At 75.0% G+C, this 25,973-nt stretch carries 22 protein-coding genes; 13 read left to right on the top strand and 9 right to left on the bottom strand.

Features of this window, described 5'->3' with window-relative positions:
- Nucleotide 1: 1 nt before the first annotated feature.
- From hrpA to B8281_RS19165, 5 genes are all read left to right on the top strand, one after another.
- A complete protein-coding gene (hrpA, locus tag B8281_RS04820; protein WP_085387076.1) occupies nucleotides 2-4,864 on the top strand; it encodes an ATP-dependent RNA helicase HrpA in 4,863 nt (1,620 codons plus the stop codon).
- A gap of 111 nt (nucleotides 4,865-4,975) precedes the next feature.
- Nucleotides 4,976-5,179 (top strand): hypothetical protein, encoded by a 204-nt coding sequence (locus B8281_RS19425; protein ID WP_137280949.1) that lies wholly within the window; start codon nucleotides 4,976-4,978, stop codon nucleotides 5,177-5,179.
- Nucleotides 5,176-5,871: an ABC transporter ATP-binding protein gene (locus B8281_RS04815; RefSeq protein WP_198163148.1), complete on the top strand. Its 696-nt coding sequence runs from the start codon at nucleotides 5,176-5,178 to the stop codon at nucleotides 5,869-5,871. The genes B8281_RS19425 and B8281_RS04815 overlap by 4 nt, the downstream gene beginning before the upstream one ends.
- 101 nt (nucleotides 5,872-5,972) lie before the next feature.
- Nucleotides 5,973-8,171 (top strand): ABC transporter permease, encoded by a 2,199-nt coding sequence (locus tag B8281_RS04810; protein WP_157446560.1) that lies wholly within the window; start codon nucleotides 5,973-5,975, stop codon nucleotides 8,169-8,171.
- Between the two features lie 11 nt (nucleotides 8,172-8,182).
- Entirely contained in the window at nucleotides 8,183-8,284 is a 102-nt protein-coding gene (locus B8281_RS19165; protein ID WP_157446559.1) for a DUF3418 domain-containing protein, read from the top strand.
- Nucleotides 8,285-8,330: 46 nt separating this feature from the next.
- Here the strand turns inward: B8281_RS19165 and B8281_RS04805 are convergent, their stop codons facing one another.
- Nucleotides 8,331-8,807, bottom strand: a complete 477-nt coding sequence (locus B8281_RS04805; RefSeq protein WP_144722295.1) for a hypothetical protein — start codon at nucleotides 8,805-8,807, stop codon at nucleotides 8,331-8,333.
- A 92-nt stretch (nucleotides 8,808-8,899) separates the two neighbouring features.
- The gene (locus B8281_RS04800) at nucleotides 8,900-9,748 is read right to left on the bottom strand and encodes an endo alpha-1,4 polygalactosaminidase (protein ID WP_085388608.1); all 849 of its coding nucleotides are present in this window, start codon (nucleotides 9,746-9,748) and stop codon (nucleotides 8,900-8,902) included.
- Between the two features lie 282 nt (nucleotides 9,749-10,030).
- Here B8281_RS04800 and B8281_RS04795 point away from each other — a divergent pair, with 282 nt between their 5' ends.
- The 3 genes from B8281_RS04795 (at nucleotide 10,031) to B8281_RS04785 (ending at nucleotide 12,228) form a co-directional block, all read left to right on the top strand.
- Nucleotides 10,031-11,236, top strand: coding sequence for a beta-ketoacyl synthase (locus B8281_RS04795; protein WP_085387073.1), 1,206 nt, complete (start codon nucleotides 10,031-10,033; stop codon nucleotides 11,234-11,236).
- A 101-nt stretch (nucleotides 11,237-11,337) separates the two neighbouring features.
- Nucleotides 11,338-11,916, top strand: a complete 579-nt coding sequence (locus tag B8281_RS04790) for an O-acetyl-ADP-ribose deacetylase (RefSeq protein WP_085387072.1) — start codon at nucleotides 11,338-11,340, stop codon at nucleotides 11,914-11,916.
- A 93-nt stretch (nucleotides 11,917-12,009) separates the two neighbouring features.
- Nucleotides 12,010-12,228, top strand: coding sequence for a PspC domain-containing protein (locus B8281_RS04785; protein WP_021482897.1), 219 nt, complete (start codon nucleotides 12,010-12,012; stop codon nucleotides 12,226-12,228).
- 98 nt (nucleotides 12,229-12,326) lie between these two features.
- On the opposite strand, the gene B8281_RS04780 is transcribed toward B8281_RS04785, so the two are convergent.
- The 3 genes from B8281_RS04780 to B8281_RS04770 all read right to left on the bottom strand — a co-directional run bounded on the left by B8281_RS04780 (nucleotide 12,327) and on the right by B8281_RS04770 (nucleotide 15,278).
- Complete coding sequence (locus tag B8281_RS04780) at nucleotides 12,327-13,175, bottom strand: hypothetical protein (RefSeq protein ID WP_085387071.1); 849 nt, start codon at nucleotides 13,173-13,175, stop codon at nucleotides 12,327-12,329.
- Nucleotides 13,172-14,140 carry an ABC transporter ATP-binding protein gene (locus B8281_RS04775; protein WP_085387070.1) on the bottom strand — a complete coding sequence of 323 codons (969 nt, stop codon included), beginning with the start codon at nucleotides 14,138-14,140 and terminating at the stop codon, nucleotides 13,172-13,174. The genes B8281_RS04780 and B8281_RS04775 overlap by 4 nt, the downstream gene beginning before the upstream one ends.
- A 157-nt stretch (nucleotides 14,141-14,297) precedes the next feature.
- Nucleotides 14,298-15,278: a hypothetical protein gene (locus tag B8281_RS04770; RefSeq protein ID WP_085387069.1), complete on the bottom strand. Its 981-nt coding sequence runs from the start codon at nucleotides 15,276-15,278 to the stop codon at nucleotides 14,298-14,300.
- Between the two features lie 612 nt (nucleotides 15,279-15,890).
- On the opposite strand from B8281_RS04770, the gene B8281_RS04760 reads away from it, so the two are divergent.
- Nucleotides 15,891-18,152 carry a hypothetical protein gene (locus B8281_RS04760; protein WP_085387067.1) on the top strand — a complete coding sequence of 754 codons (2,262 nt, stop codon included), beginning with the start codon at nucleotides 15,891-15,893 and terminating at the stop codon, nucleotides 18,150-18,152.
- Nucleotides 18,153-18,286: 134 nt separating this feature from the next.
- Here B8281_RS04760 and B8281_RS04755 read toward each other — a convergent pair whose 3' ends face one another.
- The 3 genes from B8281_RS04755 to B8281_RS04745 form a co-directional block, all read right to left on the bottom strand.
- A complete protein-coding gene (locus B8281_RS04755; RefSeq protein WP_157446558.1) occupies nucleotides 18,287-18,967 on the bottom strand; it encodes a hypothetical protein in 681 nt (226 codons plus the stop codon).
- Nucleotides 18,968-19,038: 71 nt separating this feature from the next.
- Nucleotides 19,039-20,757 (bottom strand): tetratricopeptide repeat protein, encoded by a 1,719-nt coding sequence (locus B8281_RS04750; RefSeq protein WP_085387065.1) that lies wholly within the window; start codon nucleotides 20,755-20,757, stop codon nucleotides 19,039-19,041.
- 19 nt (nucleotides 20,758-20,776) lie between these two features.
- Complete coding sequence (locus tag B8281_RS04745) at nucleotides 20,777-22,207, bottom strand: 26S protease regulatory subunit (RefSeq protein WP_085387064.1); 1,431 nt, start codon at nucleotides 22,205-22,207, stop codon at nucleotides 20,777-20,779.
- A gap of 160 nt (nucleotides 22,208-22,367) precedes the next feature.
- Here B8281_RS04745 and B8281_RS19720 point away from each other — a divergent pair, with 160 nt between their 5' ends.
- From B8281_RS19720 to B8281_RS04730, 4 genes are all read left to right on the top strand, one after another.
- Nucleotides 22,368-22,820 carry a hypothetical protein gene (locus B8281_RS19720; protein ID WP_232322675.1) on the top strand — a complete coding sequence of 151 codons (453 nt, stop codon included), beginning with the start codon at nucleotides 22,368-22,370 and terminating at the stop codon, nucleotides 22,818-22,820.
- Nucleotides 22,817-23,173 carry a transcriptional regulator gene (locus tag B8281_RS19715; protein ID WP_194216422.1) on the top strand — a complete coding sequence of 119 codons (357 nt, stop codon included), beginning with the start codon at nucleotides 22,817-22,819 and terminating at the stop codon, nucleotides 23,171-23,173. The genes B8281_RS19720 and B8281_RS19715 overlap by 4 nt, the downstream gene beginning before the upstream one ends.
- Before the next feature lie 86 nt (nucleotides 23,174-23,259).
- The gene (locus B8281_RS04735) at nucleotides 23,260-23,898 is read left to right on the top strand and encodes a DNA-3-methyladenine glycosylase I (RefSeq protein ID WP_085387063.1); all 639 of its coding nucleotides are present in this window, start codon (nucleotides 23,260-23,262) and stop codon (nucleotides 23,896-23,898) included.
- Between the two features lie 57 nt (nucleotides 23,899-23,955).
- Complete coding sequence (locus B8281_RS04730; RefSeq protein WP_085388606.1) at nucleotides 23,956-25,398, top strand: L-serine ammonia-lyase; 1,443 nt, start codon at nucleotides 23,956-23,958, stop codon at nucleotides 25,396-25,398.
- 12 nt (nucleotides 25,399-25,410) lie between these two features.
- Here B8281_RS04730 and B8281_RS04725 read toward each other — a convergent pair whose 3' ends face one another.
- Nucleotides 25,411-25,953: a DapH/DapD/GlmU-related protein gene (locus B8281_RS04725; protein WP_085387062.1), complete on the bottom strand. Its 543-nt coding sequence runs from the start codon at nucleotides 25,951-25,953 to the stop codon at nucleotides 25,411-25,413.
- Between the last annotated feature and the right edge of the window lie 20 nt (nucleotides 25,954-25,973).

The raw sequence follows: 25,973 nt of genomic DNA, 5'->3' as shown, positions 1-25,973 counted from the left end.
CGTGAGTACCGAGCCCGCAGCGAACCAACCTGACGCGCGCCCTCCCCAGCGGGACGGCGCCGCCGAGGGCACCCCGCGCGAGGGTCGCCGACGCCGCGGGAACCGCCGCGGGCGCGGGCGAGGCGAGCGGACGGCGTCGGGCACCTCGACGACCACGGAGCCGACGCGTCGCGGGCGGGGCGAGCGGACGACGTCGGGCCCGCGGCAGGTGAGCCGCGCGCAGCTCGACCGGGCCGCGCAGGCGCGCGCTAACGTGACGGTCCCGCCCATCACGTACCCCGAGCAGCTTCCGGTCAGCGCCCGACGCGCGGACATCGCCGCCGCGATCCGCGACCACCAGGTCGTCATCGTGGCGGGCGAGACGGGCTCCGGGAAGACGACGCAGCTCCCCAAGATCGCGCTCGAGCTCGGCCGAGGCCGCTCGGGTCAGGTCGGGCACACGCAGCCCCGCCGCATCGCCGCGCGCACGGTCGCCGAGCGCATCGCGGAGGAGCTCGGCACGGAGCTGGGCGGCGTCGTCGGGTACCAGGTGCGGTTCACCGACACGTCCAGCGAGGACACGCTCGTCAAGGTCATGACGGACGGCATCCTGCTCGCGCAGATCCAGCGCGACCCGGAGCTCCTCGCGTACGACACGATCATCGTCGACGAGGCGCACGAGCGGTCCCTCAACATCGACTTCCTGCTCGGCTACCTCGCGCGGCTCCTGCCGCGCCGCCCCGACCTCAAGCTGATCATCACGTCGGCGACGATCGACTCCGAGCGCTTCGCGCAGCACTTCTCCCCCGCGCACCTCGCCCAGCTCGGCGGCGCGCCGGAGTACGTGGTCGACGCGCTGCCCGACGCCGCGCCCGTCGTCGAGGTGTCCGGCCGCACCTACCCGGTCGAGATCCGGTACCGGCCGCTGTCCCCGGACGTCGACCCCGGCAGCGGCACGAAGGCGAAGGGCCGCGCGGGCGCCGAGGAGAAGGACCTCGTGACCGGCATCGTCGACGCGTGCGACGAGCTCATGCGCGAGGGACCGGGCGACATCCTCGTGTTCCTCTCCGGCGAGCGCGAGATCCACGACGCCGCCGACGCGCTCACCGGCCACCTCAAGGACCGCATCACCGACCCGAAGCACCCGCAGCGCGTCGAGATCCTGCCGCTGTACGCGCGGCTGTCGTCGGCCGAGCAGCACCGCGTGTTCCAGGCGCACTCCTCGCGGCGCATCGTGCTCGCGACGAACGTCGCCGAGACGTCGCTCACCGTGCCCGGGATCCACTACGTCGTCGACCCTGGCACGGCCCGCATCTCGCGCTACTCCAAGGCGACGAAGGTCCAGCGCCTGCCCATCGAGCCCGTCTCGCAGGCGAGCGCGAACCAGCGCTCCGGCCGCTCCGGCCGCGTCGCCGACGGCATCGCGGTGCGCCTCTACTCCGAGGACGACTTCCTCGCCCGGCCCGAGTTCACCGAGCCGGAGATCCTGCGCACCTCCCTCGCGTCCGTGTTGCTCCAGATGATCTCCGTCGGCGTCGTCGAGACCCCCGACGAGGTCGCGCGCTTCCCGTTCGTCGAGCCCCCGGACACGCGCGCCGTGCGCGACGGCGTGCAGCTCCTCACCGAGCTCGGCGCCCTCGCCACGTCCGACGGCGTCACGCGCCTCACCGAGGTCGGGCGCGTCCTCGCGCAGCTCCCCATGGACCCGCGCCTCGCCCGCATGATCTGGGAGGGCTCGAGGCTCGGCGTCGCGCGCGAGGTCGCGATCATCGCCGCCGTCATGTCGATCCAGGACCCGCGCGAGCGCCCCGCCGAGGTCCGTGCCCAAGCCGACCAGGCGCACGCGCGCTTCACCGACCCGCACTCCGACTTCCTCACCTACCTCAACGTCTGGGAGTACGTCCGCGAGCAGCAGCACGAGCTCTCGTCGTCGGCCTTCCGCCGCCTGTGCAAGGCCGAGTACCTCAACTTCCTGCGCATCCGCGAGTGGCAGGACGTCGTCGCCCAGCTCCGCGAGATGTCCAAGCCCCTCGGCATCGACATGTCGTACAAGCCGCGCGCACGCGGCGCGGCCGGTGACGACGGGCGGCGAGGTCCAGGGCGAGCGGCGGCTGCGCCCGAGGATGCGAAGGGCGTGGCGGGCCTGGCGGGAGCGACGCGAGGAACGAGCGGCGCGGATGGTAGCCCGAGCACCTCGGGGGCAGCCGCCGCGGACCCGACCACCGCCCCCGACGCAACCCCCGACACCCAGGCCTACAAGCGCGCCTGGGACGGGGACACGATCCACAAGGCGCTCCTGTCCGGCCTGCTGTCGCAGATCGGGATGCAGGACACGGGCGAGGTGAAGGCGTCGTCGGTCGCGCACCTCAAGGGCGAGGCCCGCGCCAAGGCGCTGCGGCGGGCGCAGAAGCAGGCCCGCAACGAGTACACCGGCGCGCGCGGCGCGCGGTTCGCGATCTTCCCCGGCTCGCCGCTGAGCAAGAAGCCGCCGGCCTGGATCATGGCGGGAGAGCTCGTCGAGACGTCGCGGCTGTGGGCGCGCGACGTCGCCCGCATCCAGCCCGAGTGGGCCGAGGACCTCGCGGGCGACCTCGCGCGGCGCACGTACTCCGAGCCGCACTGGTCGACCAAGCGCGGCGCGGCGATCGCGACCGAGAAGGTGCTGCTGTACGGCGTGCCGATCGTCGCGGACCGCAAGGTCCTCTACGCGAAGGTCGACCCCGAGGCCGCGCGCGAGATGTTCGTGCGGCACGCGCTCGTGCAGGGCGAGTGGACGACCCACCACCGGTTCTTCCACGACAACCGCAAGCTCCTCGCCGAGGCGGAGGAGCTCGAGGCGCGCTCGCGCCAGCGCGGGCTCGTCGTCGACGACGACGTGCTGTTCGACTTCTACGACGAGCGCGTGCCCGACGACGTCGTGTCCGCCGCGCACTTCGACCGCTGGTGGAAGACGGCGCAGCGCCGCGACCCCGACCTGCTCACCTTCACGCTCGAACAGCTCGTGCCCGACGCCGAGCAGGTCGACACGTCGCAGTTCCCCGAGACCTGGCCTCAGGGCGAGCTGACGCTCCCGCTCACCTACCAGTTCCAGCCCGGGACCGAGGCCGACGGCGTGACCGTGCACGTCCCGATCTCCGTGCTCAACCGCGTCGTCCCCGACGGGTTCGACTGGATGGTGCCGGGCCTGCTCGACGAGCTCGCCACGGCGACGATCCGCTCGCTGCCCAAGCCGGTCCGTGTCCAGCTCGTGCCGGCACCGGACGTCGCGCGCGACGTCGTCGCCTGGCTCCGCGAGCACACGCCCGCCTGGGAGGACATGGCCCGCGCGGGCGACATGGCCGAGCCGTTCCACGTCGCGTTCACGCGCGCCGTCCGGGCGCTGCGCGACGTCGTCATCCCCGACGACGCATGGGGCCCCGAGCAGGAGGCGCGCCTGCCTGCGCACCTGCGCATGACGTTCCGCGTCGAGGACACCCGCGGGCGCGGCGGCTCCGTCGTGCTCGACGAGTCGAAGGACCTCCTCGCGCTCCAGCGCCGTCTCGCCGCGCAGAACCAGGCCGCCGTCCGCGCGGCGGTCAAGGGAGCGGTGGGTGCTGCTCTTCGTGAGGCCGCTTCAGGATCGGTTCCCGGGTCGGGTGCGTCGGTCTCGGGGTCGGGTGCGTCGGTCCCGGGGTCGGGTCCGGCGGCGGAGGGGGCGTCGGTGCTCGGGCTACCATCCGCGCCGCTCGTTCCTCACGGCGCTCCCGCCAGGCCCGCCACGCCCTTCGCATCCGACGCCCCCTCCCCCGCCTCCGCGTCCGGCTCACCCGGGCGAGGTGCAGGACGAGCGGGCGGCGCGTCGTCGGGCGCGACGGGCGTCGAGGCCGCGCGCGGACATGGACGGCCGACCGCACCAAGTCACGGCGCGGCCGGCCCGAGCATCGACGGCACACCGCCCGCGGGCTCGACCACGAGCCTGGTGAGCGAGCGCACCGACCTGACCACCTGGCCCGACGACCTCACCGACGGGCGGCTGCCCGCGACGGTGTCGACCGACCTCGGGGGTGGGGTCGTGGTGCGGGGGTACCCGGCGGTCGTCGAGGAGCAGGACGCGAAGGGGAAGCCGGTCGTCGCGCTGCGCGTGCTGGCCGACGCGACCGCGCAGGCGCGGGAGCACGCGCGGGGTGTGCGGCGTCTGCTGCTGACCGAGACGGCGCTGCAGACCGGGCGCATCACGAGCCGGTGGAACGGGACGCAGTCGCTCACGTTGGCGGCCAGCCCCTACCGGAACACGGACGCGCTCGTCGCGGACCTGCAGCTCGCCGCGGTGATCGCGCTGACGAGCGGCGGCAGCGGGCAGCCCGACGCGGCCACGATCAGAGACGCCGAGGCCTACGCGGCCGCGCGCACGTTCGTCCGCGCGCACCTGGAGGAGCACGTGCACCAGGTGGTCGGGCACGTGGTCGCCGCGCTCACCGCGTCGCGGAACCTCGACGCGGAGATCCGCGCGTCGAACAGCCTCGCGCTGCTCAACACGCTCACCGACCTGCGCGACCAGGCCGCGGGCCTGATCCACGACGGCTTCGTCTCGCAGACCCCGCCCCGACGCCTGCCGCACCTGACTCGCTACCTGCGGGCGGCGTCGTACCGGCTGGAGAAGGCGCAGTCGAACCCGAACCGCGACGCCGAGCTCGCGTGGCGCGTGCACGACGTCGAGGACGCCTACCAGCGCGCCCGTGCCGCGTACGCCCAGGGCCCGGCCGACCCGGTCCGCGCCGCCGACCTGGCCGAGGTGCGGTGGCTGATCGAGGAGCTGCGCGTGTCGCTGTTCGCGCAGCAGCTCGGCACCGACGGCCCGGTGAGCGAGAAGCGCATCCGCAAGCTCCTCACACCTGACGGCTGGTGACGCGCGGCGGGAACGCGATCCACGACGCGCCTCGTCCTTGACGCCACGGACGAGGTTCGTTAGCGTCCCGATCGAATCGCCGGTGTGGGGCGCATCTCGCCAGGGGGAAAGATGAAGGGACGTCGTTCACGGTTGGCCGGCGAGGGCTACGGGTACAACCCCTCCTACGCACCGGTCGACGCCGACAAGTACCTGAACCAGTACATCTGGGCGGCGCCTCAGCTGTACGTGACGAGGGCGCGCGCCAAGGTGTGCCGAGACCGCGGCACGCTCCTCCCGGACAACTGCTCGGCGGAGAAGACCTACACCCGGTGACCGAGCGCACGGTCGCCGTCGAGGCGCGCGCGATCTCTTTCGCCTTTCCCCTCGAGCAGCCGATTCTCGACCACGTCGATCTGACCGTCGGCCGTGAGGCCGTCGCGTTGACGGGCACGAGCGGCACCGGCAAGACGACGCTCCTGCACTGCCTGTCCGGAATCCTCGTCCCGTCCTCCGGGGCGGTGGCCGTGACCGGGCACGTCATCACGGGAATGACCACGGAGGAGCGGAGCGCGATCCGCAGGCGGCACGTGGGAATGGTCTTTCAGTTCTCGGAGCTCATCGCCGAGCTCACGCTCCTGGAGAACGTCTCGCTCCCGCTCGAGCTGCTCGGGTCACCGCGGCGAGTCGCGACACGCACGGCGCGTGATCTGCTGGGCGAGCTGGGCATATCCCAGCTCGCCCAGCGGTACCCGGCTCAGGTCTCGGGCGGGCAGGCCCAGAGGGCTGCCGTTGCCCGAGCGCTGATCCATGAACCCTCGGTCGTGCTCGCCGACGAACCCACCGGGGCCCTCGATGCAGCGACCGGAGGGCGCGTCCTGGAGCTCTTGCTCGACGCGGCACGGAGCCGCGGCGCTGCGGTCGTCCTCGCCACGCACGACGCGGCCGTCGCGGCCCTGGCGGACCGGGTCGTCGACATGGCCGAGATCGGGGCGCCACACGGCGCACGCCCGCACCCGGTCGCATGAACCGTCGTAGCGCGACGCTCCTCGGGCTTCGTCTTCTCCGATCGAGCGGGCACCGCCGGTGGTGGTCGCGAGCGCTCGTCGTCGGCGGCGTGTGCATGGCCATGGTCGGCACACTCCTCTGCATCGCTGCCGCGACCGTCGTCTCGGCGCAGGCGGACCGCACGTGGGAACGCTCCTTCACGTCGGCGGTCGACGACGCGCACTCCCAGGCTCGCGTGACGGTGTCACGCATCGCCTACGGGGAGCGGATGCTGCTTCGCGTGGACGTCGATCCGCTCGACGGCGAGCTCCCGTTGCCCCCGGGCCTCGGCCGATGGCCCGCCTCCGGCGAGGTCATCCTGTCCCCGGCTGCGGAAGAGCTACGTTCGACCGCGGCGTTCCGGGCCTTGGCCCCGGGGAGGGTCGCCGGGACCGTCGGGGACGCCGGGCTCCGCAGCCCGGACGAGCTCGTCATCTACCGGGGGGTGCCGGCGTCAGAGCAACCTCGTGGTGGTGAGGGTGTCGTCGCGCCGGGGGCGACGGGCGCGGGCGCGCACGACCGAGACACCCCGGACATCCCTCCTGGACAGGTCGCCGCGCTCGTCACCGTCCTCGCGGTTCTCGTGGGACTACCGGTCGCGGCGTTCCTCGGGGTTGCGACCAGGCTCTCCGCGGCGACCCGAGCACGGCGGCTCGCAGTCCTCCAGTTCCTCGGTGCGTCGACCTCGACGATCCGTAGCGTCAACATGCTCGAGGTGACGACGCTCTCGTTCATCGGGTGGCTCGGTGGAGTCGCAGTCTTTCCCGTCGTCAACCGGGTCGTCGCTCGGTCCGGGCTGCTGGGCACGACCTGGTTCGCCTCCGACACAGAGCTCACGGCGGCGACGGCGATCCTCCCCGGGGTCCTGCTTCTCACGCTGGCGGTCGTCATCGGTCGACGGATCGAGACCGGGACGGGAACACGGGCGGAGATCCGGCAGGCGGACCCCGCGCGCACCGTCTCCGCGTGGAGACTGGTTCCTCTCGCGTGCGGCCTGACGTCTCTCTCCGCTCAGGTCGTCACGGGGGCGCTTCGTCCCCCCGGGGTGACGCCCGTGCGCCTCGACCTCCTCATGTCCACGGCCGTCGTCGTGACGGCGGCCGGGCTCGCCGTCGCGATGCCCTCCGTCATCCGTTGGTCGGGCCGTGTCCTCGCGGTCCACGGGAAGACGGTCTCGGCACGGCTCGGCGGAGCGCGAGCCGCCTTCGACCCACGTGACGGCGCACGTCTGGTCGTCGCGCTCGCGCTCCTCGTCATGGCCGCAGGCGTGACCATCGGTCAGACACGGGACGCCCGTGCCGTGAGCGTCCCCACCGCCGCGGTCGTCCCGGTCGCCGTCGACGTCTCCGAGCTTCCGGACGGCGGAGCGGCCACGCTGCTCGACGAGCTGCCCACCGCGGCGATCGGGTTGGCGGCGAGCGATCCCGCGTCGCCGGAGATGCGCCTGGCCGCCATCGCGCCGTGCGATCGCGTGGACGCCTTCCTCCGCGCCGTCGGTGGGGCGTCGGTTCCCGGCTGCGTCGACGGCGCGGTGCTGACCTCGTCGATCGACGAGGACCCGTCGTCCGTCCGGGTCGACGACGTCCCGGCGATCGCGTCGCTCGCGGAGAACCTCCCGCATCGCGGAGTGCTCCCCGAGAACGTCGCCGGTCTCCTCGCCGAGTCAGGTGTCGATCTGCTCGTCACCATCGATCCGGCTGCCGTCCTCGATGCCGTAGCTCGTGGCCCCGTCGTCACCGAGGCCGGTGGGACCGCATACGCGACGAACGTCCAGCTCGTGACGGCTGTTCCGTCGGCCGACGTCGCCGCGACGCTCGCCAGCATCTACCGGACGGCCCCATACAGTCAGCCCACCGCGACAGGACTCGACCCTGACAGTGGACGCAACATCGCGATGATCAACGGGTTCGTCCGGCTCGGCCTCCTCCTGGGGACGGTGATGACGGTGCTCGCCCTCGCTGTCGCGTTGGCGGATCGTGCGACGACGCGACGCCGCCCCGACATGAGTCTGCTGGCCGCAGGTGTCGACGCATCCACCCTGCGAGCGGCTCACCGCTGGGAGTCGCTGACGACCCTCGGGACAGGAGCGTCGCTCGCCCTGCTCTGCGGGGTCCTCGGCGGCCTGGCCTGGCAGTACGCGGGCGGTCTCGTCCGGGAACCGGACTGGGCGTCGATCGCCGTCCTTGCGGCTCTCACCGTCGCCGCCGTGGTCGGCGTGGCCGTGACCACCGCAGCCATGGCACCGCGTGACGTCGACATCGAGTCCCTGCGTACGACGTGAAGGGCTGAGCAGTGCCTGAGCTGCGCGTGTCGCTGCTCGCGCAGCAGCGCGGCACCGACGGCCCGGTGAGCGAGAAGCGCATCCGCACGCTCCTCACGCCCGACGGCTGGTGACGGCTCGATCGCCGGCACGGCCTCGACGAGCAGACGGAGGGGCACGCTAGAGCCTGGGGAAGTCGCGTACCTCTCGCCGAAGTCGGCGCCGTCGCACGCGCCAGAGAATCTCGGCGGTCTGCCGCTCCATCCAGATGCCGTCGCTGCGCTCGTCGGGCGAGTCGGGTGCGAGCACGAGCTCGCTCCGTGTCTGCGTGGAGCCGGCAAAGGTCAGGACGAGGCGGCTGGGTCCGCGGACCGCGGCGACCGCGGTGGCCAGCCGATCACGAAGCTCATTCGGCTTCTCGTCCTGCTCGTACTCGAACGTCACCCCGAAGTGGGAATCGAGCTGCAGCGCGAAGACCTCCTCGCCGCGGTGGACGAGCACGCGCGCGACACGCTCAGGCGCTCTGACCGGCCTCATCACGACGCAGAGGGCGTCGGACACGTCGTCGTCGAACTGCCACACGATGTCGTCGTAGCCGGCCATCAGCTCCGGGACGAGTGCCCGGAGAGCCGCCCCGGTCGGGGTCTGTGCGCTCACACCGGACAGTGCACCAGAGTGCCGGGGCGACCGCCACGGCTCGTCGGCCGCCTGCAGCCGTCGCTGCCGGCCGACACTCGTCGACACCGCGGTCAGCACGACGCGTAGACGTAGCCCGGCTCGTCCGGGCCGACGAGGTCGCGGTCGCGCAGGACGGTGAGCGGGGCGCGGTCGTCGCGGGCGCAGACGTCGTCGAAGGTCAGGCCCGCGTCGGCGAGCGCGTCGGGGTACTCGACCTGGAGCACGTGGTCGCCGTAGACGTCGGTGTACGCGGCGCACTCGTCGAAGACCGCGCACTCCTCGGTGACGGCGAGGTCGAAGCCGAGGTCGTCGTGCGCGACGGTCGCGATCTCCGCCGCGTTCTTCTGCGCGACGGCGAGCCCGGCGTCGTGCGCGAGGTCGACGTACGCGCGGGCGAGGGCGTGGGCGCCGTCCTCGTCGATGGCGTCGAACCGCGTCCAGGTGTCGAGGTTGTCGAGCTCGACGGCGTCGAAGCCGTCGTCGGCGCAGCCCGTGACGACGGGCCCGAGGATCGCGAGGATGCCGTCGCGCTGCTCGGGCGTGGAGGGGTCGAGGACGTGCTCGTCCGGCCAGTCGGGGTCGACGACGAGCGTCCCGTCGGCGTCGTGCAGGAGCAGGTCCTCGTGGCCGTCGAGCCACCGGTCGGTCTCTCCCGGCTGGGTCTGGAAGCCGTTGACGTAGCAGACCGAGTACACGCCCGGCAGCGGTGCGGCGGTCGCGTCCCGCACGACGACGTCCGGCCGCACGGGCCCGTCCCCCGCGTCGACCTCGTCGTACGCGGCGCCGAGCTGGTAGTCGAGCACGCCGTCCGTGGGCGGCAGGGCGGGTGTCTCCGCCCGGGCAGAGGCCGCGGGCGCCGGGGACGCGGGGGCGGTGCACGACCCGGTCCCGAGCACGACGACGCCCACGGCGACCGCCACCACGGCCCGGTGCGCGCGCCGTCGGGCAGCAGGCCCTCGCGTCCCCGCACGGTGCACCGCGGCTCCCCCGCCCTCGTCCAGCGGCCTCCCCGACGGCGGCCGCTGTGCCGACCGTACGCGGCCGGCGGGCGCTCGCGGCAGTCGTCCGCCGCTCCTGCCGGGATGCGGGCGTGCGCACCGTCACACCTGCGAGGGCGACAAAGGCCGCCGCGATGACTTGGAATAAGACCCATCGACCACACCCGTCGCCGTTCTCGGCGGCTCGGCTGCAAGGGGCACACCATGACACGAGTCGTCGTCAGCGGGTACGGGGCGGTGACCCCGGTCGGGCGCACCGCCCCCGACACGTGGGAGGCGCTGCTGCGCGGGGAGCCGGGCGTGCAGGCGATCGACGACGACTGGGCGGCCGAGCTGCCCGTGCGCATCGCCGCGCGCGTCGACGACGCCTTCGCCGAGGCGCTCTCCGTCCGGGAGCGGCGCCGCACGGACCGTGCGGAGCAGCTCACGCTCGTCGCGGGCCGCGAGGCGTGGGCGTCCGCCGGGTCGCCCGACGTCGACCCGACGCGTCTCGCCGTCGTCGTCGGCTCCGCGAACGGCGGGATCGCGACGACGCTCGACCAGTCGCGCGTCCTGCACGAGCAGGGCCACCGGCGTGTCTCCCCGCACACCGTGACGATGCTCATGGCCAACGGCCCGGCCGCGTGGCTGTCGATCGACCTCGGCGCCAAGGCCGGCGCGCGCGCCCCGATCAGCGCGTGCGCGGCGGGCTCGGAGGCGATCACGATGGGCCGCGAGATGATCCTCGCCGGCTCGGCAGACGTCGTCGTGTGCGGGGGCGTCGAGGCGGGCGTCCAGCCGTTCTCGCTCGCGGCCTTCGCCGCGGCCCGCGCGATGTCGACCCGCAACGACGAGCCGGAGCGCGCGTCCCGGCCGTTCGACGTGGACCGGGACGGGTTCGTCATGGGCGAGGGCTCGACGCTCCTCGTGCTCGAGCGCGAGGACCACGCCCGGGCCCGCGGGGCGGTCGTGCACGGCGTCGTCTCGGGTGCGGCCCTGACGTCGGACGCGTACGACATCGTCGGCGGCGACCCCGAGAACCAGGCCCGCACGATCACGATGGCGCTGCGCTCGGCGTGCCTCTCCCCCGAGGACGTCGGGCTCGTCCACGCGCATGCGACGGCGACCCCCGTCGGGGACGTCAACGAGGCGGACGCGCTGCGCGCCGCCCTCGGGATGCCGCCGCCCGTCACGAGCACGAAGGGCGCGACGGGCCACCTCCTCGGCGCGTCGGGCGCGCTGGGCGTCCTCGTCGCGCTCCTCGCCCTGCGCGACGGCCGCGTGCCGCCCACGCTCAACGTCGACACGCTCGACCCCGCGATCGACCTCGACGTCGTCCGGGAGGCGGCCACGACGTCGGCCCGGCACGCGCTCGTCGACGCGTTCGGGTTCGGCGGTCACAGCTCGAGCGTCGTGGTCTCGCGCGACTGACCGGGGTCGCCGAGCACGAGGTCGCCGTCGGGAAGGCGGCCAGGACGCCACGGACCCCGTGGTCGACGGCGAGCAACCCCGTCCCCGGGCACGATGGAGCGATGGACCTCGACGCACGCCTCGCCGACATCACGACGCTCGACGTCGACGCGATCGTCAACGCCGCGAACTCGTCCCTCCTGGGCGGCGGCGGGGTGGACGGCGCGATCCACGCCGCGGCCGGGCCGCGGCTCCTGGAGGAGTGCCGTCGGCTCCGGCGCACGACCCTCCCCGACGGCCTGCCCGTGGGCGACGCCGTCGCCACCGACGCCTACGACCTCCCCGCCCGCTGGGTCGTGCACACCGTCGGGCCGAACCGCTACCGCGGCGAGACGGACCCCGCGCTCCTCGCGTCGTGCTTCGCCCGCTCGCTCGACGTCGCGGACGACCTCGGCGCCACGACCGTCGCCTTCCCCGCGATCAGCGCGGGCGCGTACGGCTGGGACGTCGAGGAGGTCGCCCGCGTGGCGGTGGACGCCGTCCGCGGCTGGTCCGCACCCGACCTCTTCGACGAGCCCGCCGACCCGGCGGCAGCCCGGGACCGGGACGGATCGCGCCCCGGGCCGGGCGTCGCGGCCGTGACGTTCGCCCTCGCGACGCCGCGGGCGCTCGCGGCGTTCCAGGCCGCCCTCGCCCGCTGAGCCCCGACCCTCGGGGTCACCGCCCCGAGGATCAGGGTCGGGTCGGGGGACCTCCGGATACCGGGGCGCCCGGGACGCTCGTACCGTCGAGGCATGAGCACCTCAGACGCCTCCACCGCCGCGTACCGCCCGACGCTGTCCCGACCGCGCCACGGCCGGATGATCGCCGGCGTGTGCGCCGGGATCGCCCGCCGGTTCGGCTGGGACCCGACCGTCGTCCGCATCGTCGCCGCGGTCTCGATCCTGCTCCCGGGCCCCCAGGTCATCGCGTACCTGGTCCTGTGGGCCCTCATGCCGAACGACCGCGACTGACCCGGCCGACGCCGGTCAGCCGCGACGCCGGTCGGACGCGACGCCGGTCGGACGCGACGCCGGTCGGACGCGACGCCGGTCAGACGTCGCGACGCCGCTCAGACGTCGCGACGCCGCAGGAGCAGGGCCGCCACGGCGAGCGGCACCACGGTCCAGGCCCCCAGGGCGAGGGCAGCGGCACCGGGCGTCAGGACCTCGACCCGGCCGGCGTCCGCCGCGGTGACGGCCATCATGGCGGTGCCGAGGTTCATGGGCAGGAACCGGACGACGTCCTGGACCCCGTCGTGGGGCACGAACTCCGTGATCATCGGCACCACGAAGAGCAGCGTGGCGAGCGTGAAGATGGTGCCCGCCGGGTGCCGCAGGATCGCCCCCACCGCGACGGCCAGGACCGCGACGCACGTGAGGTAGCCCGCGCACGCGAGCAGCACCCGCTGCACGACCCGGTCGCCGAGGTCGGGCACGAGGTCGTTGCCCGCCAGCAGGGGCGCGGTCACCAGGTAGGACGCCGCCAGCCCGACGACCGCCACGACGAGCGACGCCGCCGCCACGACGACGACCTTGGCCCAGAACGCCGGGAGCCGTGCGGGGACGGCGCTGAAGGTCGACCGGATCATGCCCGTGGAGTACTCGGTGGTCATGCTCAGCGCACCCAGCACCGCGAGCGCGAGCTGCGCGAAGATGTAGCCGAGCACGAGCGTCTGCACCGTCGAGACGCTGCCGAGCGCGCCCGCCTCCTCGGGCCGGGTGGCGGCGAAGTTCAGGGACGCGGCCATGACGACGCCGAACAGCATCATGACGACCACGGTCGAGCCCATCGTCCACCAGGTGGAGCGCACGGAGCGGAACTTGACCCATTCCGACCGCAGCACGCGGCCGAACGAGAGGCGGGCCGTCGTGCGGAGGGTCGTCGCGGGAGCCGGGGCGGAGAACGTGGCCGTGGTCATCGTCGGGCTCCTTCGAGAGCGGTGGGACGAACCGTGTCGTCGGGGTCGGCCGCGGCGGCCGCGGGCTCGGTGCGGTACTCGACCGCGTCGGCGGTGAGCCGCATGTACGCCTCCTCGAGCGTGGACGTCTCCGGCGTGAGCTCGTGGAGCACGACGCCCGACGCCGCGGCGAGCTCTCCGATCCCCGGCGCCTCGGCACCCTCCACCTGGAGCAGGCCGGGTTCGTCCGAGGTGACCGTCGCGCCGTCCTGCGTCAACAGCTCGGCGAGCCGCGTGGCGTGCGGGGTACGGACCCGGACGCTGCGCCGGGTGCCGCCGTCGACGACGTCCTCGACGGCGGCGTCCGCGATGATGCGGCCCTTGCCGATGACGATGATGTGGTCGGCGGTGAGGGCGACCTCGCTCATGAGGTGGCTCGACAGGAAGACGGTGCGGCCCTCGGAGGCGAGGTAGCGCGCGAGGTTGCGCACCCACAGCACGCCCTCGGGGTCCAGGCCGTTGACGGGCTCGTCCAGGATGAGGGTCTTGGGGTCGCCCAGCAGCGCGGACGCGATGCCCAGGCGCTGGCCCATGCCGAGGGAGAAGCCGCCCACCCGCTTCTTGGCGACCGGCTGCAGGCCGGTCATCTCGATGACCTCGTCCACGCGCTGGGTCGGGATGCCGTGGGTGGCGGCCATCGCGAGCAGGTGGTTGTAGGCCGAGCGGCCGGTGTGCACGGCCTTGGCGTCCAGCAGCGCGCCGACCTCGGTCAGCGGTGAGCGGTGCTGGGCGTAGGGGCGCCCGTTGACGGTGACGGTCCCGGCGGTGGGGCGGTCCAGGCCCATGATCATGCGCATGGTCGTGGACTTGCCCGCGCCGTTGGGGCCCAGGAAGCCGGTCACGGTCCCGGGACGCACGGTGAACGAGATGCCGTCCACCGCGGTCTTGGGCCCGTACCTCTTGGTCAGGCCGCGTGCTTCGATCATGCTCCCCCCTCGGGGTCGGTGACGATGACGCCACCGAACCTAGGGAGACCCGGGTGCCGGGCGATGCCCTCTCCTGGCCGATCTTCCGTCGGCACGTACACCGCTCGGGCGAAGCCCCCGTCCGCCGTTCGACCGACCCCCCGGCGGGAGGGACGCCTCAGTCGAGCTCGACGACGACGGCGCCGGACGGGTCACGCAGCACCGTGCCCTCGACCCTCACGGTGACCTCCAGCGGGCCCTGCGGCCATCGAGCACTCACCGTGTACGGGGCGGACGCGCGCAACTCCTCCCCGGTCACGAGGTCGAGCGGCTCGTCCTGGGCCCAGACGGCGGACGCCACGTCCACCCCTGCGTACCCGCGGAAGATCCCGTCCGCGACGCTCTGCGGGCAGGCGTCGCCCGTGAGCCCGGCGGCGGTGCACGAGGCGAGCAGCTCGTCGATGCGCGCCTCGGCCTCGGTGGCCACCTCGGCGCGGAGCACCAGGTCGACGTGCAGCATCTGCGAGCGCAGCTCCGCTCCCGGAGGAGGCTGGATCGCGTCGGGGTCCACGGGGAACTCCACCGTGAACGGCTCGCTGTCGCCGCCGTCGGGATCGATCGTCGTGAGGTCCTGCGGCCCGGCGAGCTCGAGGTCGTAGATCCCGGGAAGCAGCCGCAGGGGCCCCGACGTCGCGAGGTCGAACGCGCCCGACCCCTCGACCACGATCTCCACCGGGACGCCCGGATGGACGACCGGGAGCCCGTGGTCGGACCAGAGCGCGACCCTCGGCTCCCCTCCGACGGTCTCCGTGCCGACCACGAGGGTGCGCGTCTCCTCCTCGCCGTCGAGCCGGTACTCGACGTCCACCGAGGACTCCGGGCCGGACCCGGTCACGGAGGTGACGCGGGCCTCGACGGGGCGCACCGCCTCGGCGTAGACCGCGTCGTCGAGCGCGACCGGGCTGAGGACCGACGGATCGCTCAGCAGCTCGCCCGCTCCCGTGGCGTCGCCGTCGACGAGGCGGTCGAAGAAGGTCGTGACCACCTGCTCCGCGGCCCCCTCCTCGGAGCTCTGGAACGAGCACCCCGCCCCCGTCAGCGGGACGACCACGGTCGTGAGGCCGGCGGCCCACCGCGCCGCGCGTGACGACGCCCTCACCGGATCACCGCACCTGCTCGCGGACGGGCTCCGGAGCCGTCGACGGTGGTCCCGGGCTCGGCGTCGGTCTTCCGCGCCGTGCCCGGGCAGGACGACACGCCGGTCGGCGTACTGCGCTCCGTGCTGTTCCTCTTCCCCTTCTGCCAGACCCCCGCTCCGCCCCGGTCCCAGCAGCCGTCCGGAGCGTCACCGTCGAGCCGCACCGGAGCCCGCGCGTCGGGCGCGTCGTCGAGCACCGCCCTACCTTCGCCGATGAGCGCCGAGATCGCCTCATGAGCGGCGCGGCTCCGACTCCGGACGGCAGCGCTCGGGCTCCTCTCCGGCGCCCCGGGCGGGCGGCCGTTGCTCCGAGCGACGGTCTCGCGCACGGAGTACCTGATACTTCGGGCCCGTGACCGAATCGTGACGGCGAAAGTACCTAGTACTCGCTGTCCGTGGTGTCCGGGGCGTTGCTAGCGTCGCTGGGGATCTACCTGCTACTCCACGTCCCGCCAACGGTGGTGGGCGCACCGGCGCACTCCCGCGCCGAGCAGACCGGTACCCGCCTCTCCCGCAGCTCTCCCCTCGTGCCGACCGCCCCGCGACGACGCCGGGCGTGAGGAAGGACGACAGATGACGCAGCACGCTCTCCGACCGTCACGCACGCACACGGTCCTCACCTCCGTCGCGCTCGCCGTGCTGGCCCTCGCGGTCGCCGGCCTGGTCGCGTTCCTCCTCGTGTACAACGGCAAGGTCGCCGACGGCGCGACCCGCCTCGACGACGGCGCCGCCGAGCTCGACGCGGGCGCCGCGACCCTCGCCGACGGCACGACCGAGGCCCAGGCCGGCGCGCAGCGTCTCGCCGACGGGGCGGACGACCTCGAGGCCGGCGCGGGCGACCTCTCCGCCGGCGCGCGGAAGGCGTCCGACGGCGCCACCCAGCTCGCCACGGGCGGCGCCACCGCGCTGGACGGCGCGACCGAGCTCGCCGCCGGGGCGGACGAGCTCAACGCCGGGGCGGCACGCCTCGCCGCCGGGGCGGGCGACGCCGCGAGCGGCGCGGCCCGCCTCGCCGCGGGCAGCAAGGACCTCGACTCCGGGGCGGCACGCCTCGCCGCGGGGAACGCCCGTGCCGCCGACGGCGCGTCCCAGATCGCGTCGGGTGCGGGCACCCTGAAGGACGGCGCGGCCGAGCTCTTCGCCGGGAACGCGACGGCCGCGCAGGGTGCCGGGCTGCTCGCCGAGGGCACCTCGGCGCTCGCCAGCGGCGCGTCCGACCTCGCCGACGGCACGGCACGGCTCGCCGTCGGGGCGAGCACCGTCGCGGACGGCGCGTCGACGGTCACCACGGGCCTCACCGGCGCCGCGTCCGGCGCACGCGATCTCGCGACCGGGGCGAGCAGCGTCTCGGCGGGCGCGTCGACCCTGCGCGACGGCGTCGCCGCCACCGCCCGGGGCGCCGGCTCGCTCGCGCCGGGCGCGGCGACGGTCGCGGCGGGCGCCGAGCAGCTGTCCGCCGGAGCGAGCTCGTTGCAGGCCGGCACGGCGCTCCTGGCGCCGGGCGCGCAGCAGGTCGCGGCGGCGTCCGCCCAGCTCCGGGACGGCGCGACCGGACTCGCGGCAGGTCTGTCCACGGCTCGCGACGGCGCCGTCCGCCTGGCCGACGGGACGCGTTCGGTGGCCGAGGGTGCCGACCAGGTCCACGCGGGCGCGGACTCCCTCGCCGCACAGCTCCAGGGGCTGGCCGCGGCGACCGACGACCCGGCCCTCAAGGCGAAGCTCGACGCGCTCGCGGGTGCGGCGGGCTCGGTGCGCGACGGCGCGGCGCGGGTCGACGCCGGCGCAGGAGGGCTCGTCGCCGGCGCGTCCGCCCTGCGCGACGGGCTCGCGGGCGACTCCGGCGCCGCAGCGGGCGCGGCCCGGCTCGAGGCGGGTCTTCGGGACCTCAGCACCGGAGCCGCACGGGTGTCCACCGGCGCCCAGGAGGCGGACGCGGGCGCGACGCGGCTCGCGGAGGGTGCGGCCGGGCTCGCCTCCGGCGCCGCCGCGGTCTCCGGCGGGGCACAGAGCCTCGCCGCCGGGACGGCGCAGCTCTCCGGAGGGGCCGACGCCCTCGCCGCCGGTGCGAGCACGGTCTCGGCCGGCAACGCCTCGCTCGCCGGGGCGACCCGCGCCCTCGCCGACGGCGCCGCCAAGGTGTCGGGCGGCGCGACGACCCTGGCCGCCGGGAACGCGGCGTCGGCAGACGGCGCCGCCCGTCTCGCCGCCGGGAACACCGACGCGGCCGCCGCCTCGGCAGCGCTCGCCGAGGGCACGGCTCGCCTGGCCGACGGCGCCTCCCGGGTCGCGGGCGGCAACGCCCAGCTCGCCACCAAGACCTCCGAGCTCGCCGCAGGCGCGTCGGAGCTCGCGTCCGGCGCCGCCGACCTCAAGGCGGGGATGGCGAAGGCCGCGACCGGCGCGAGCGACCTCTCCGCCGGCACGGTGCGGCTGCGCACGGGCGCGGGCGACCTGTTCGGCGGGACCACGCGGCTGGAGGACGGGACGCTGCGCCTGCAGAACGGGCTCACGACCCTCTCGACGGGCGCGACGACCCTCGCCGCGGGCAACGCGGCGCTGGCCGAGGGCTCCGCGACGCTGCACGCCGGCACGACGACCCTGGCCGACGGCGCGTCCGACCTGCACGACGGCAGCACCCGCATCGCCGACGGCGCGGCCGCGCTCGCGGACGGCACGGGCACCCTCTCCGACGGCACGACGGAGCTCAAGGACAGCGTCGAGAACAGCCCCGTCGGACGGGTGTCGCTCGGTATGTCGGCGCTGGTCGGCGGGTCCGTGCTCGCGGGCGTCGCGGGCGTCGGGCTCGGGCTGCGCCGTCGGCTCGCGGCGGTCTGACGGACCGGCGCGCACGGCCGGGCGGCGTCCTCGCCGCCCGGCCCTCGGCTCGGGGGCGGCCTCACGTCGACGGTGCCGCCCTCGCGGGCGGCGGTCCCGGTGGACAGGACTCCGGGGTCGCCGCCCTTCTCTCGCTACCGGGCTGCAGGCCCGCCGCCACGGCGCGCGGCCGCGTAGCCGCGAGCGCGCAGCGCGTCCTCCCAGCCGTACGTGCCGAGGTGGCGCGGCGCGTGACCGGTGGGGTCGAAACGGACCTCGGGGTCGTCGCCGTCGTGCGCGGAACCCGTCTCGGGGCCGTGCAGCTCGATCGCGCCGAACCGGTGCCAGGCGCCGAGCGGGGTCGCCTCGAGCACCTCGAGCACCGGCGTGCCGACGACCCGCGCCGCGTCGTGGTCCGGCCGCAGGGCGAGCACGCGGGGACCGTGCGGCGACCGCAGCGGCATGAGCGTCGACAGCCAGCCGCCCAGCAGCGCGCGGCGCGGCACGAGGAGGAAGCGCGTGAGCCGCCCCCTCCCCGAGGAGGCGAACAGGACGTCCTGGGGCGCGCCGTCGTCGGTCCAGCGCACGGCGATCCCGACGACGTCCGGGAGCCCGCGGGGGAGGCCTGCCCCGAGGGACACGCGCACCGTGACGGGCGTGCGGCCCTGCGGGACGCTGACCGCGCCCGCCTCGTCCTCCGCGACGACGAGCGTGCCGCGGAGCAGCACGCCGCGCGCGTGCATCGGGCGGCCGCCGCGCACGCGCGCGACCGTGCCGGTCACGGCCGCGAGCGCCGCGCCGACGGGTCGAGAGAGCGTCTCCACGAGTCCTGCCACGCGGCCACGGTCGCACCGCCCCGCGTCACCCGCACGGCCGCGGGCTCGTCACCCGCCCGGGGTGCCCGGGATCAGGGAGTCTGCTGCCCCGTGGAGCCCGGCGTCTGGAGATCCGAGAGATCCGGGAGGTCCGGCACGTCGAACGTGGGGACGTCGATCGTCGGGACGTCGAGCTCGCCCATCCGCTCCTGGAGCTCCTCCTGGCGGACCCGGTCGTTCTCCTGGAGGCACGCGAGGCGCGCGGCGGGGCGCCCGGTGCACTCCTGCACCGCCGAGCCCGGGTCGCGCGGGGCGCGCTCCTCCTGGACGTAGCGACCGTCGGCGTCGTGCTCGTCGGGGGCGACGGGCAGCGCGGCGAGCGCGGCCGCCTCGGCGAGCAGCAGCAGGACCGTGGCGAGGACGAGGACGGCGCCGCCCAGCCCCGCGCGGACCGCGGCGGCCGTGCTCACGGGCGGGCGCTCGTCGGACACCGCGCGCTGCCGGGCCGCGACGCGCCACGCGGCCCACGTCCCGACGACGAGCGGCAGCACGTACGCCACCGCGGCCAGCGCCGCCACGGGCCGGGCGTCCTCGCGCGCGACCGCGCCCGGGCCGATGCTCCCGACGACGACCGCGACGATCCCGAGGACGACGACGCGGCGCACGACCGCGCCCCGCAGGCTCGCGCGCAGGGCCGCGATCCGCGCGGCTCCCGCCGTCCCGGGCGGCAGGTACCCGAGCTCGCGCGCCTGCGTGAACATCGCCGCGTGCAGGACGGCCGAGGTGACGGTCACCAGGGCGAGCACCGTCCCGAGCCCGACGAGGAACCAGCGGACGGCGACGGCGTCGCGCACGACGTAGAGCAGGGCGAGGCCCGCGAGGACGCCCGCCCACCCGACGGCGATCGCCACGACGGTGCCGCCGCGGAACGGGGTCCGGCGCAGGGTGCGGCGCAGCAGCCCGCGCGGGACCTGGAGCAGGACGGGCAGGACGCGCAGCGCGGTCACGCCCGTCCACAGGAGCACGACGACCCCCCAGACCGGCACGCTGCCCACGTGGGCGTCGCTCATCGCGAAGGCGACGACGAGGGCGACCGCCCCGACGAGCAGGACCGGCATCTCGACGAGCCGCAGCACCTGCTGCCACACGCTGAGGTGCAGCAGGTACCCGGCCTCGGCGTGCTCGGGGTTCATGGCGAGGACGCCGCTGTACCCCTGGGCGCTGCGGCTCGCGTCGAGCGCGAGGGCCGCGTCGAGGTAGAGGAGGTCCTCGTGCTCCGGCGCAACGGCGAGCCCCTGCCGCACGAGGGCGCGCGCCCGGTCGTCGTCCCCGAGGCGCGACCAGAGCCGGGCCGCCTGCGCGAGCCGGTCCGGGGCCTCGGGGGCGAGCTCGAGCGCCGAGGCGATGCGCTCGCGCGCGAGCCGCCGGTCGGCGCCGCGCACGCGCCCCGAGAGGAGGGCGTCGGCGAGCTGGAGGTGGTACCGCGCGTCGTCGGGGTCGAGCTCGAGCGCGCGGCGTGCGGCGTCGCGCGCGCCCGGGACGTCACCGGTGTTCTGGCGCGCGACCGACAGCAGGTAGAGCGCGCCGTCGGCCGCGGGCTGGGCGGCGACCACCTGCTCCAGGAGGGGCAGCGCGTCGGCGGAGCGCTGGAGGTGCAGCCGCACCCACGCGGCGGCGAGGAGGAGCCGCGGGTCGTCGGGGACGGTCGCGAGCGCCTCGTCGACCTCGTCGAGCGCGCGCTCGGGCCGCCCCATCTGGACGAGCATCTCGACGCGCGCGCCGACGGCGCGCGGGTCGGTGGTCGTGGTCACCGTCGGCTGCCTCGCCCTCTCAGAGCATGCGCCGCGCGCGCAGGTACGCGGCGAGCTCGTCGTAGCGGCCGTCGTTGTTCGCGAACGTCACGACGTTGCGCGCGGACTGGAGCCACGCCGTCGTGGACGGCCGCACGTCCGCGAGCGCCGACTCCATGTCGGCCATCGTGACGGGTCGCACCTGGCCGGACGCGATCGAGTCCATCATCGCCTTCTCGGCTGCCGTGGCCGCCAGGTGCTCCAGGTCCGCGCCGGAGAACCCTTCGGTGCGCCGCACGACGGCGCCCAGGTCGATCCCGGCGACGGGCCGCCCCGCGAGGTGGTGGCGCAGGATGGCCTCGCGCGCGGGCTCGTCGGGCGGCAGGACGAGCACGACGCGGTCGAACCGGCCCGGGCGCAGGAGCGCGGTGTCGACGTCCCACGGGTGATTGGTCGCGCCGAGCACGAACAGGCCGTCGTTGTCGGAGCCGATGCCGTCCATCTCCTGGAGGAGCTGGTTGACGACCGTCCGCATGCCCGACGAGCCGGAGTACTGCGCGCGCCTGCCGCCGATCGCGTCGACCTCGTCGAGGAACAGGACGGCCGGCGCGAGCTGCCGCGCCCGCTGGAACAGGGCGTGGAGGTTCTGCTCGCTCTCCCCGATGTACTTGTCGAGGATGTCCGCGAGCGTCACCGTGAGGAACCGCGCGCCGAGCTCGCCCGCGACCGCGCGCGCCATGTACGTCTTGCCGGTGCCGGGCGGCCCGTAGAGCAGCAGGCCGCCGCGCAGCGACTTGCCGAACGCCTGCGCGATGGCCTGGTGGCGCATCGGCTCCAGGAACGCCTCGCGGATGCGCTTCTTCACCGGCTCCAGTCCGCCGACGTCGGCGAGCGTCACCGTCTCGCGCGAGACCTCGAGCAGGCCCGACCCGTCGTCGGGAGCGTCGTCGCGCGCGGGCACGAGGAACGGCTGCCCGCCCCCGGGTGCGGGGGCGGTGTGGCCCTGCTCGGGTGCCGGGCTCGGGTCGGCGGGGGCGGGGCCCGTGGGGCCGACCGCAGGCTCCTCGACGAAGGGCGGCGGGACGCGCACGTCGAGCTCGTCCTCCAGCCGGTCCCAGTCGATGCCCCACGCCGGGCTCCCCGGCCCGGCGGGAGCGCGCTGCCCGGGGTGGTCGGACGGCGCAGGGTCGCCGGACGGCGCAGGGTCGCCGGACGGCGCGGGGTCGCCCGGCGCCTGCCCGGGCGCGGCGCCCGCCGGTCGCGACGCCGCCGCGGCGGACGCGGCCGCCTCCTGCACGAGCCGCAGCGCCTCGCCGTCGGCGGGGTCGATCCGCAGCCCGGCGCTCGCCTGCTCGAGCGCCTCGACGGGACGCCCCGCGGCGAGCAGGAGGCTCGCGTAGTGCACGCGCAGGGGCGCGCTCGTGGGCGCTGCCGCGACGGCGGTGGCGAGCGCGGCCAGGGCGTCGGACATGGGTGCTCCTCGGGGACGGCGTTCGGGACGACGGCGTCGTGCGGCCCGGGGCGGGGCACGGCCGGGACCAGTGTGCACGGGACCGGTGACGTGCACGATAGGGAGAGGTCCCCATGGAAACCACTTGCCATGATGGAAAGTAGATGCTTCGATGGCATCCATGAGCACCGACGACACGACCCGCACCGCACCCCTCGACGCGGCAGCCGCTCTCGACCGTGCCGACCGCCTCGCCGGCGCCACCCGGGCGCGCGGGTGGCGGTGGGTCCGGCTCTACCTGACGGGGTGGGCCGTCGCGAGCGTCGGGCTGGTGCTCGCGATCGGGCTGGGCGGCCGCGTCGGCTTCGTCGTCGGCATGGCGGCCTGGGTCGCGATCGTCACCGTCGGCGCCACGTGGGCGGGGCGGCAGGGCGCCCTGGCCGTCGGCACGCGACGCCGGATCGCCGTCGGCGCCGTGTCCTGGGCCGTGGTCTACGGGGCCGTGCTCGTCGCCGGGCTGGTGGTGTGGCCCGGCTCCGTGGCGTACTGGGTGCCCGCGGCTTTCGTGAGCGCCGTCCCGCTGCTCGTCGCGGCGTGGCGGCCCGCCCCGCGGGACGCGGCGGTGACGGCGTGACGACGCACCGTCCCACCGCGGGCGACGGCTCCGCCGTCGACCACCACCCGCGCCACACGCTCGACGAGGTGATCCACTCCCCCGTGCGCCTCTCCGTCGTCGCCGCGCTCTCGGGCGTCGAGAAGGCGGACTTCCGGACCCTGCGCGACACCATCGAGCTGTCCGACTCGACCCTGTCGAAGCAGCTCACGGTGCTCGAGGACGCCGGGTACGTCGAGATCAGCAAGGAGCGTGCCGGACGACGCACGCGCACCTGGGTGCGCCTCACGCCCGCCGGCGCCGCCGCCCTGCGCGCGCACCTCGACGCGCTGCGCGCGATCGCGGAGGTCGCGCTGCCCCCGGCCGACGCCTGACCACAGGATCCTCGGCGCGCGCGTCCGGACGCGCGCCGTCCACAGGGACCTCGTGGGTGTCGGCGGGAGGCGGCAGAGTGGGGCGCATGACGACCGAGACCGACGCGTCCACCCCGCTCGCCGTGCCCGACGACGCGCCGCCCGCGCCGCGCCCCGGCGCCCGCTGCTTCGGCGACGGCGACCCGCTCTACGAGGAGTACCACGACACCGAGTGGGGGGTGCCGGTGCACGGCGACACCGCGCTGTTCGAGCGCCTGGTCCTCGAGGGCTTCCAGTCCGGGCTGTCCTGGATCACGGTGCTGCGGAAGCGACCGGCCTTCCGCGAGGTGTTCGCGGGGTTCAACCCCGAGGCGGTCGCGGCGTTCGACGAGCCCGACGTCGAGCGGCTCCTGACGGACGCCCGCATCATCCGCAACCGCCAGAAGATCACGGCGACGATCGACAACGCGCGGGCGCTCCTCGCCCTCCAGGCCGGCGGCGGCTCGCTCGACGAGCTGGTGTGGTCGTTCGCGCCGCCCGCGCGCTCCGGCCGGCCCGCCACGTGGGGCGACGTCCCGAGCACGAGCCCGGAGTCGGTCGCCCTGTCGAAGGCGCTCAAGAAGCACGGCTTCCGGTTCGTCGGGCCCACCACGGCGTACGCGGCCATGCAGGCGTGCGGCCTCGTGGACGACCACCTCGCGACGTGCCCCGTCGTGCTGGGCCGGTCCGCCTCCGCACGGTCGTGACCGATCCGCTATAGCAAAATCCGCCCGCATCGTGGACGAGGTGCGACCATGGTGGGCATGAGCGCCTACGTCTCGGTCCTCGACCTGTTCTCCGTCGGCGTCGGCCCGTCGAGCTCGCACACCGTCGGGCCGATGCGCGCGGCGAAGGCGTTCGTCACGACCCTGGCCGCGGACGACACGCTCGGCAGCGTGGCCGGGCTGCGGGTCGTGCTGTGCGGCTCGCTCGGCGCGACGGGCGTCGGCCACGGGACCCCGGACGCCGTCGTCGCTGGCCTGCTCGGCCTCGACCCCGAGACGTGCGACCCGGCGCGCGTGCCCGGGTCGTGGGAGAAGCTCGGCGATGGCGCGCCCGTCACGCTCCTGGGTCGCCACCGCATCACCATGACCAGCGACGACGTGCGCCTCGCGCCGCTGACGCGCATGCCCGGTCACCCCAACGGGATGCGCTTCACCGCGCTCGACGCCGACGGCGCGACGGTCGCCGAGGAGGCGTACTACTCCGTCGGCGGCGGGTTCGTCCTCACCGCGGCCGAGCTCGAGGCAGCCGCCGCGAACGAGGCCGCCCAGGTCGGGGCCGAGCTCGCGGGCGAGGCGATCGACCCGCGGACCGAACCGGCCGGCGTGCCGTTCCCGTTCGCCAACGCGGCCGAGCTCCTCGCGGTGTGCGAGCGCGAGCGGACGTCCATCGCCGCGGTCGCGTGGGCCAACGAGACCGCCCTGCGCCCGGTCGCCGAGGTCGAGGCGGGCGTCGACCGCATCTGGGACACGATGAGCGCGTGCGTCGACGCCGGGCTGGAGCGCGACGGCGTCCTGCCCGGGCGGCTCAAGGTCCGGCGTCGGGCCCGCGCGCAGCGCGAGCGCCTCGAGCTGGCCGACGAGCGCGGCGCCGACACGACGATCGAGTGGCTCCAGGCCTTCGCGATGGCCGTCAACGAGGAGAACGCCGACGGGCGGCGCGTCGTGACCGCCCCGACGAACGGCGCCGCCGGGATCATCCCGGCCGTCGGGCGGCACTTCCTGCGCACGCACCCGGACGTCGCCGCCGACCCGGCCCGCCGTCGTCGGGCGATGCGCACGTACCTGCTCACCGCCGCCGCCATCGGCGCGCTGTACAAGCGCAACGCGTCCATCTCCGGCGCGGAGGCCGGGTGCCAGGGCGAGGTCGGGTCGGCCTGCTCCATGGCCGCCGGCGCCGTCTGCGCGGTGCTCGGCGGGACGCCCGCCCAGGTCGAGAACGCGGCCGAGATCGCGATGGAGCACAACCTCGGCCTCACGTGCGACCCCGTCGGGGGGCTCGTCCAGGTCCCGTGCATCGAGCGCAACGCCATCGCCGCGTGCACCGCCGTCTCCGCCGCGCGCCTCGCGCTCCAGGGCGACGGCTCGCACGTCGTCTCGCTGGACACCGTCATCGAGACCATGCGCCAGACGGGCGTCGACATGTCGACCAAGTACAAGGAGACCTCGACGGGTGGCCTTGCGGTCAACGTCGTCGAGTGCTGAGCCGGCGGCCCCTCACCAGGTGCGGCGGACGTCCGCCCGCGGCCCGGCCACGAGGCTGCGCGGCGGGACGTCGTCGGTGACGACGGCGCCCGCGGCGACGACGGCGTCGCGACCGATGGTCACGCCGGGCAGGATGGTCGCGCCCGCGCCGATCCACACGTTCTCGTGGACGTCGATCGGGCCGCCGGTGAGCCAGACCTTGCGGTCGTCGGTGTCGACGGGGTGCCCGACGGTGATGAACGTGACCCGCGGTGCGACCAGCACGCGGTCGGCGAGCCGGATGCCGGCGTAGTCGAGGAACGTGCAGTTCTGGTTGACGAAGACCCGCTCACCGAGGTCGAGGTGCAGGCCGTGGTCGGTGAAGAACGGCGGGTAGATCGTCGTGCGCGGGGGCAGCGGCCGCCCGAGGATCTGCTCGAGGAGCCGGGCCCTGCCGTCCTCGTCGTCGAACGGGAGCACGTTGAGCCGCGAGGTGAGCGCGGTCGCCTCCAGCACGCGCTCGGACATGGCGCGGAACTCGGGACCGTGGATGCGCATGAGCAGGTCGCTGGGCATCCCCCGATCCTCCTCCCCCG

This window comes from Cellulosimicrobium sp. TH-20 (assembly GCF_002105775.1).
GTDB lineage: Bacteria > Actinomycetota > Actinomycetes > Actinomycetales > Cellulomonadaceae > Cellulosimicrobium > Cellulosimicrobium funkei.
This window is presented reverse-complemented; position numbering and strand designations above follow the sequence as displayed.

Excerpts from the sequence above, each read along its gene's own strand:
- B8281_RS19425 (WP_137280949.1), top strand. The coding sequence starts at position 4,976 with ATGAAGGGACGTCGTTCACGGTTGGCCGGCGAGGGCTACGGGTACAAC.
- B8281_RS04810 (WP_157446560.1), top strand. The coding sequence starts at position 5,973 with ATGGTCGGCACACTCCTCTGCATCGCTGCCGCGACCGTCGTCTCGGCG.
- B8281_RS04795 (WP_085387073.1), top strand. The coding sequence starts at position 10,031 with ATGACACGAGTCGTCGTCAGCGGGTACGGGGCGGTGACCCCGGTCGGG.
- B8281_RS04790 (WP_085387072.1), top strand. The coding sequence starts at position 11,338 with ATGGACCTCGACGCACGCCTCGCCGACATCACGACGCTCGACGTCGAC.
- B8281_RS04785 (WP_021482897.1), top strand. The coding sequence starts at position 12,010 with ATGAGCACCTCAGACGCCTCCACCGCCGCGTACCGCCCGACGCTGTCC.
- B8281_RS04780 (WP_085387071.1), bottom strand. The coding sequence starts at position 13,175 with ATGACCACGGCCACGTTCTCCGCCCCGGCTCCCGCGACGACCCTCCGC.
- B8281_RS04775 (WP_085387070.1), bottom strand. The coding sequence starts at position 14,140 with ATGATCGAAGCACGCGGCCTGACCAAGAGGTACGGGCCCAAGACCGCG.
- B8281_RS04760 (WP_085387067.1), top strand. The coding sequence starts at position 15,891 with ATGACGCAGCACGCTCTCCGACCGTCACGCACGCACACGGTCCTCACC.
- B8281_RS04745 (WP_085387064.1), bottom strand. The coding sequence starts at position 22,207 with ATGTCCGACGCCCTGGCCGCGCTCGCCACCGCCGTCGCGGCAGCGCCC.
- B8281_RS19720 (WP_232322675.1), top strand. The coding sequence starts at position 22,368 with ATGAGCACCGACGACACGACCCGCACCGCACCCCTCGACGCGGCAGCC.
- B8281_RS04735 (WP_085387063.1), top strand. The coding sequence starts at position 23,260 with ATGACGACCGAGACCGACGCGTCCACCCCGCTCGCCGTGCCCGACGAC.
- B8281_RS04730 (WP_085388606.1), top strand. The coding sequence starts at position 23,956 with ATGAGCGCCTACGTCTCGGTCCTCGACCTGTTCTCCGTCGGCGTCGGC.
- B8281_RS04725 (WP_085387062.1), bottom strand. The coding sequence starts at position 25,953 with ATGCCCAGCGACCTGCTCATGCGCATCCACGGTCCCGAGTTCCGCGCC.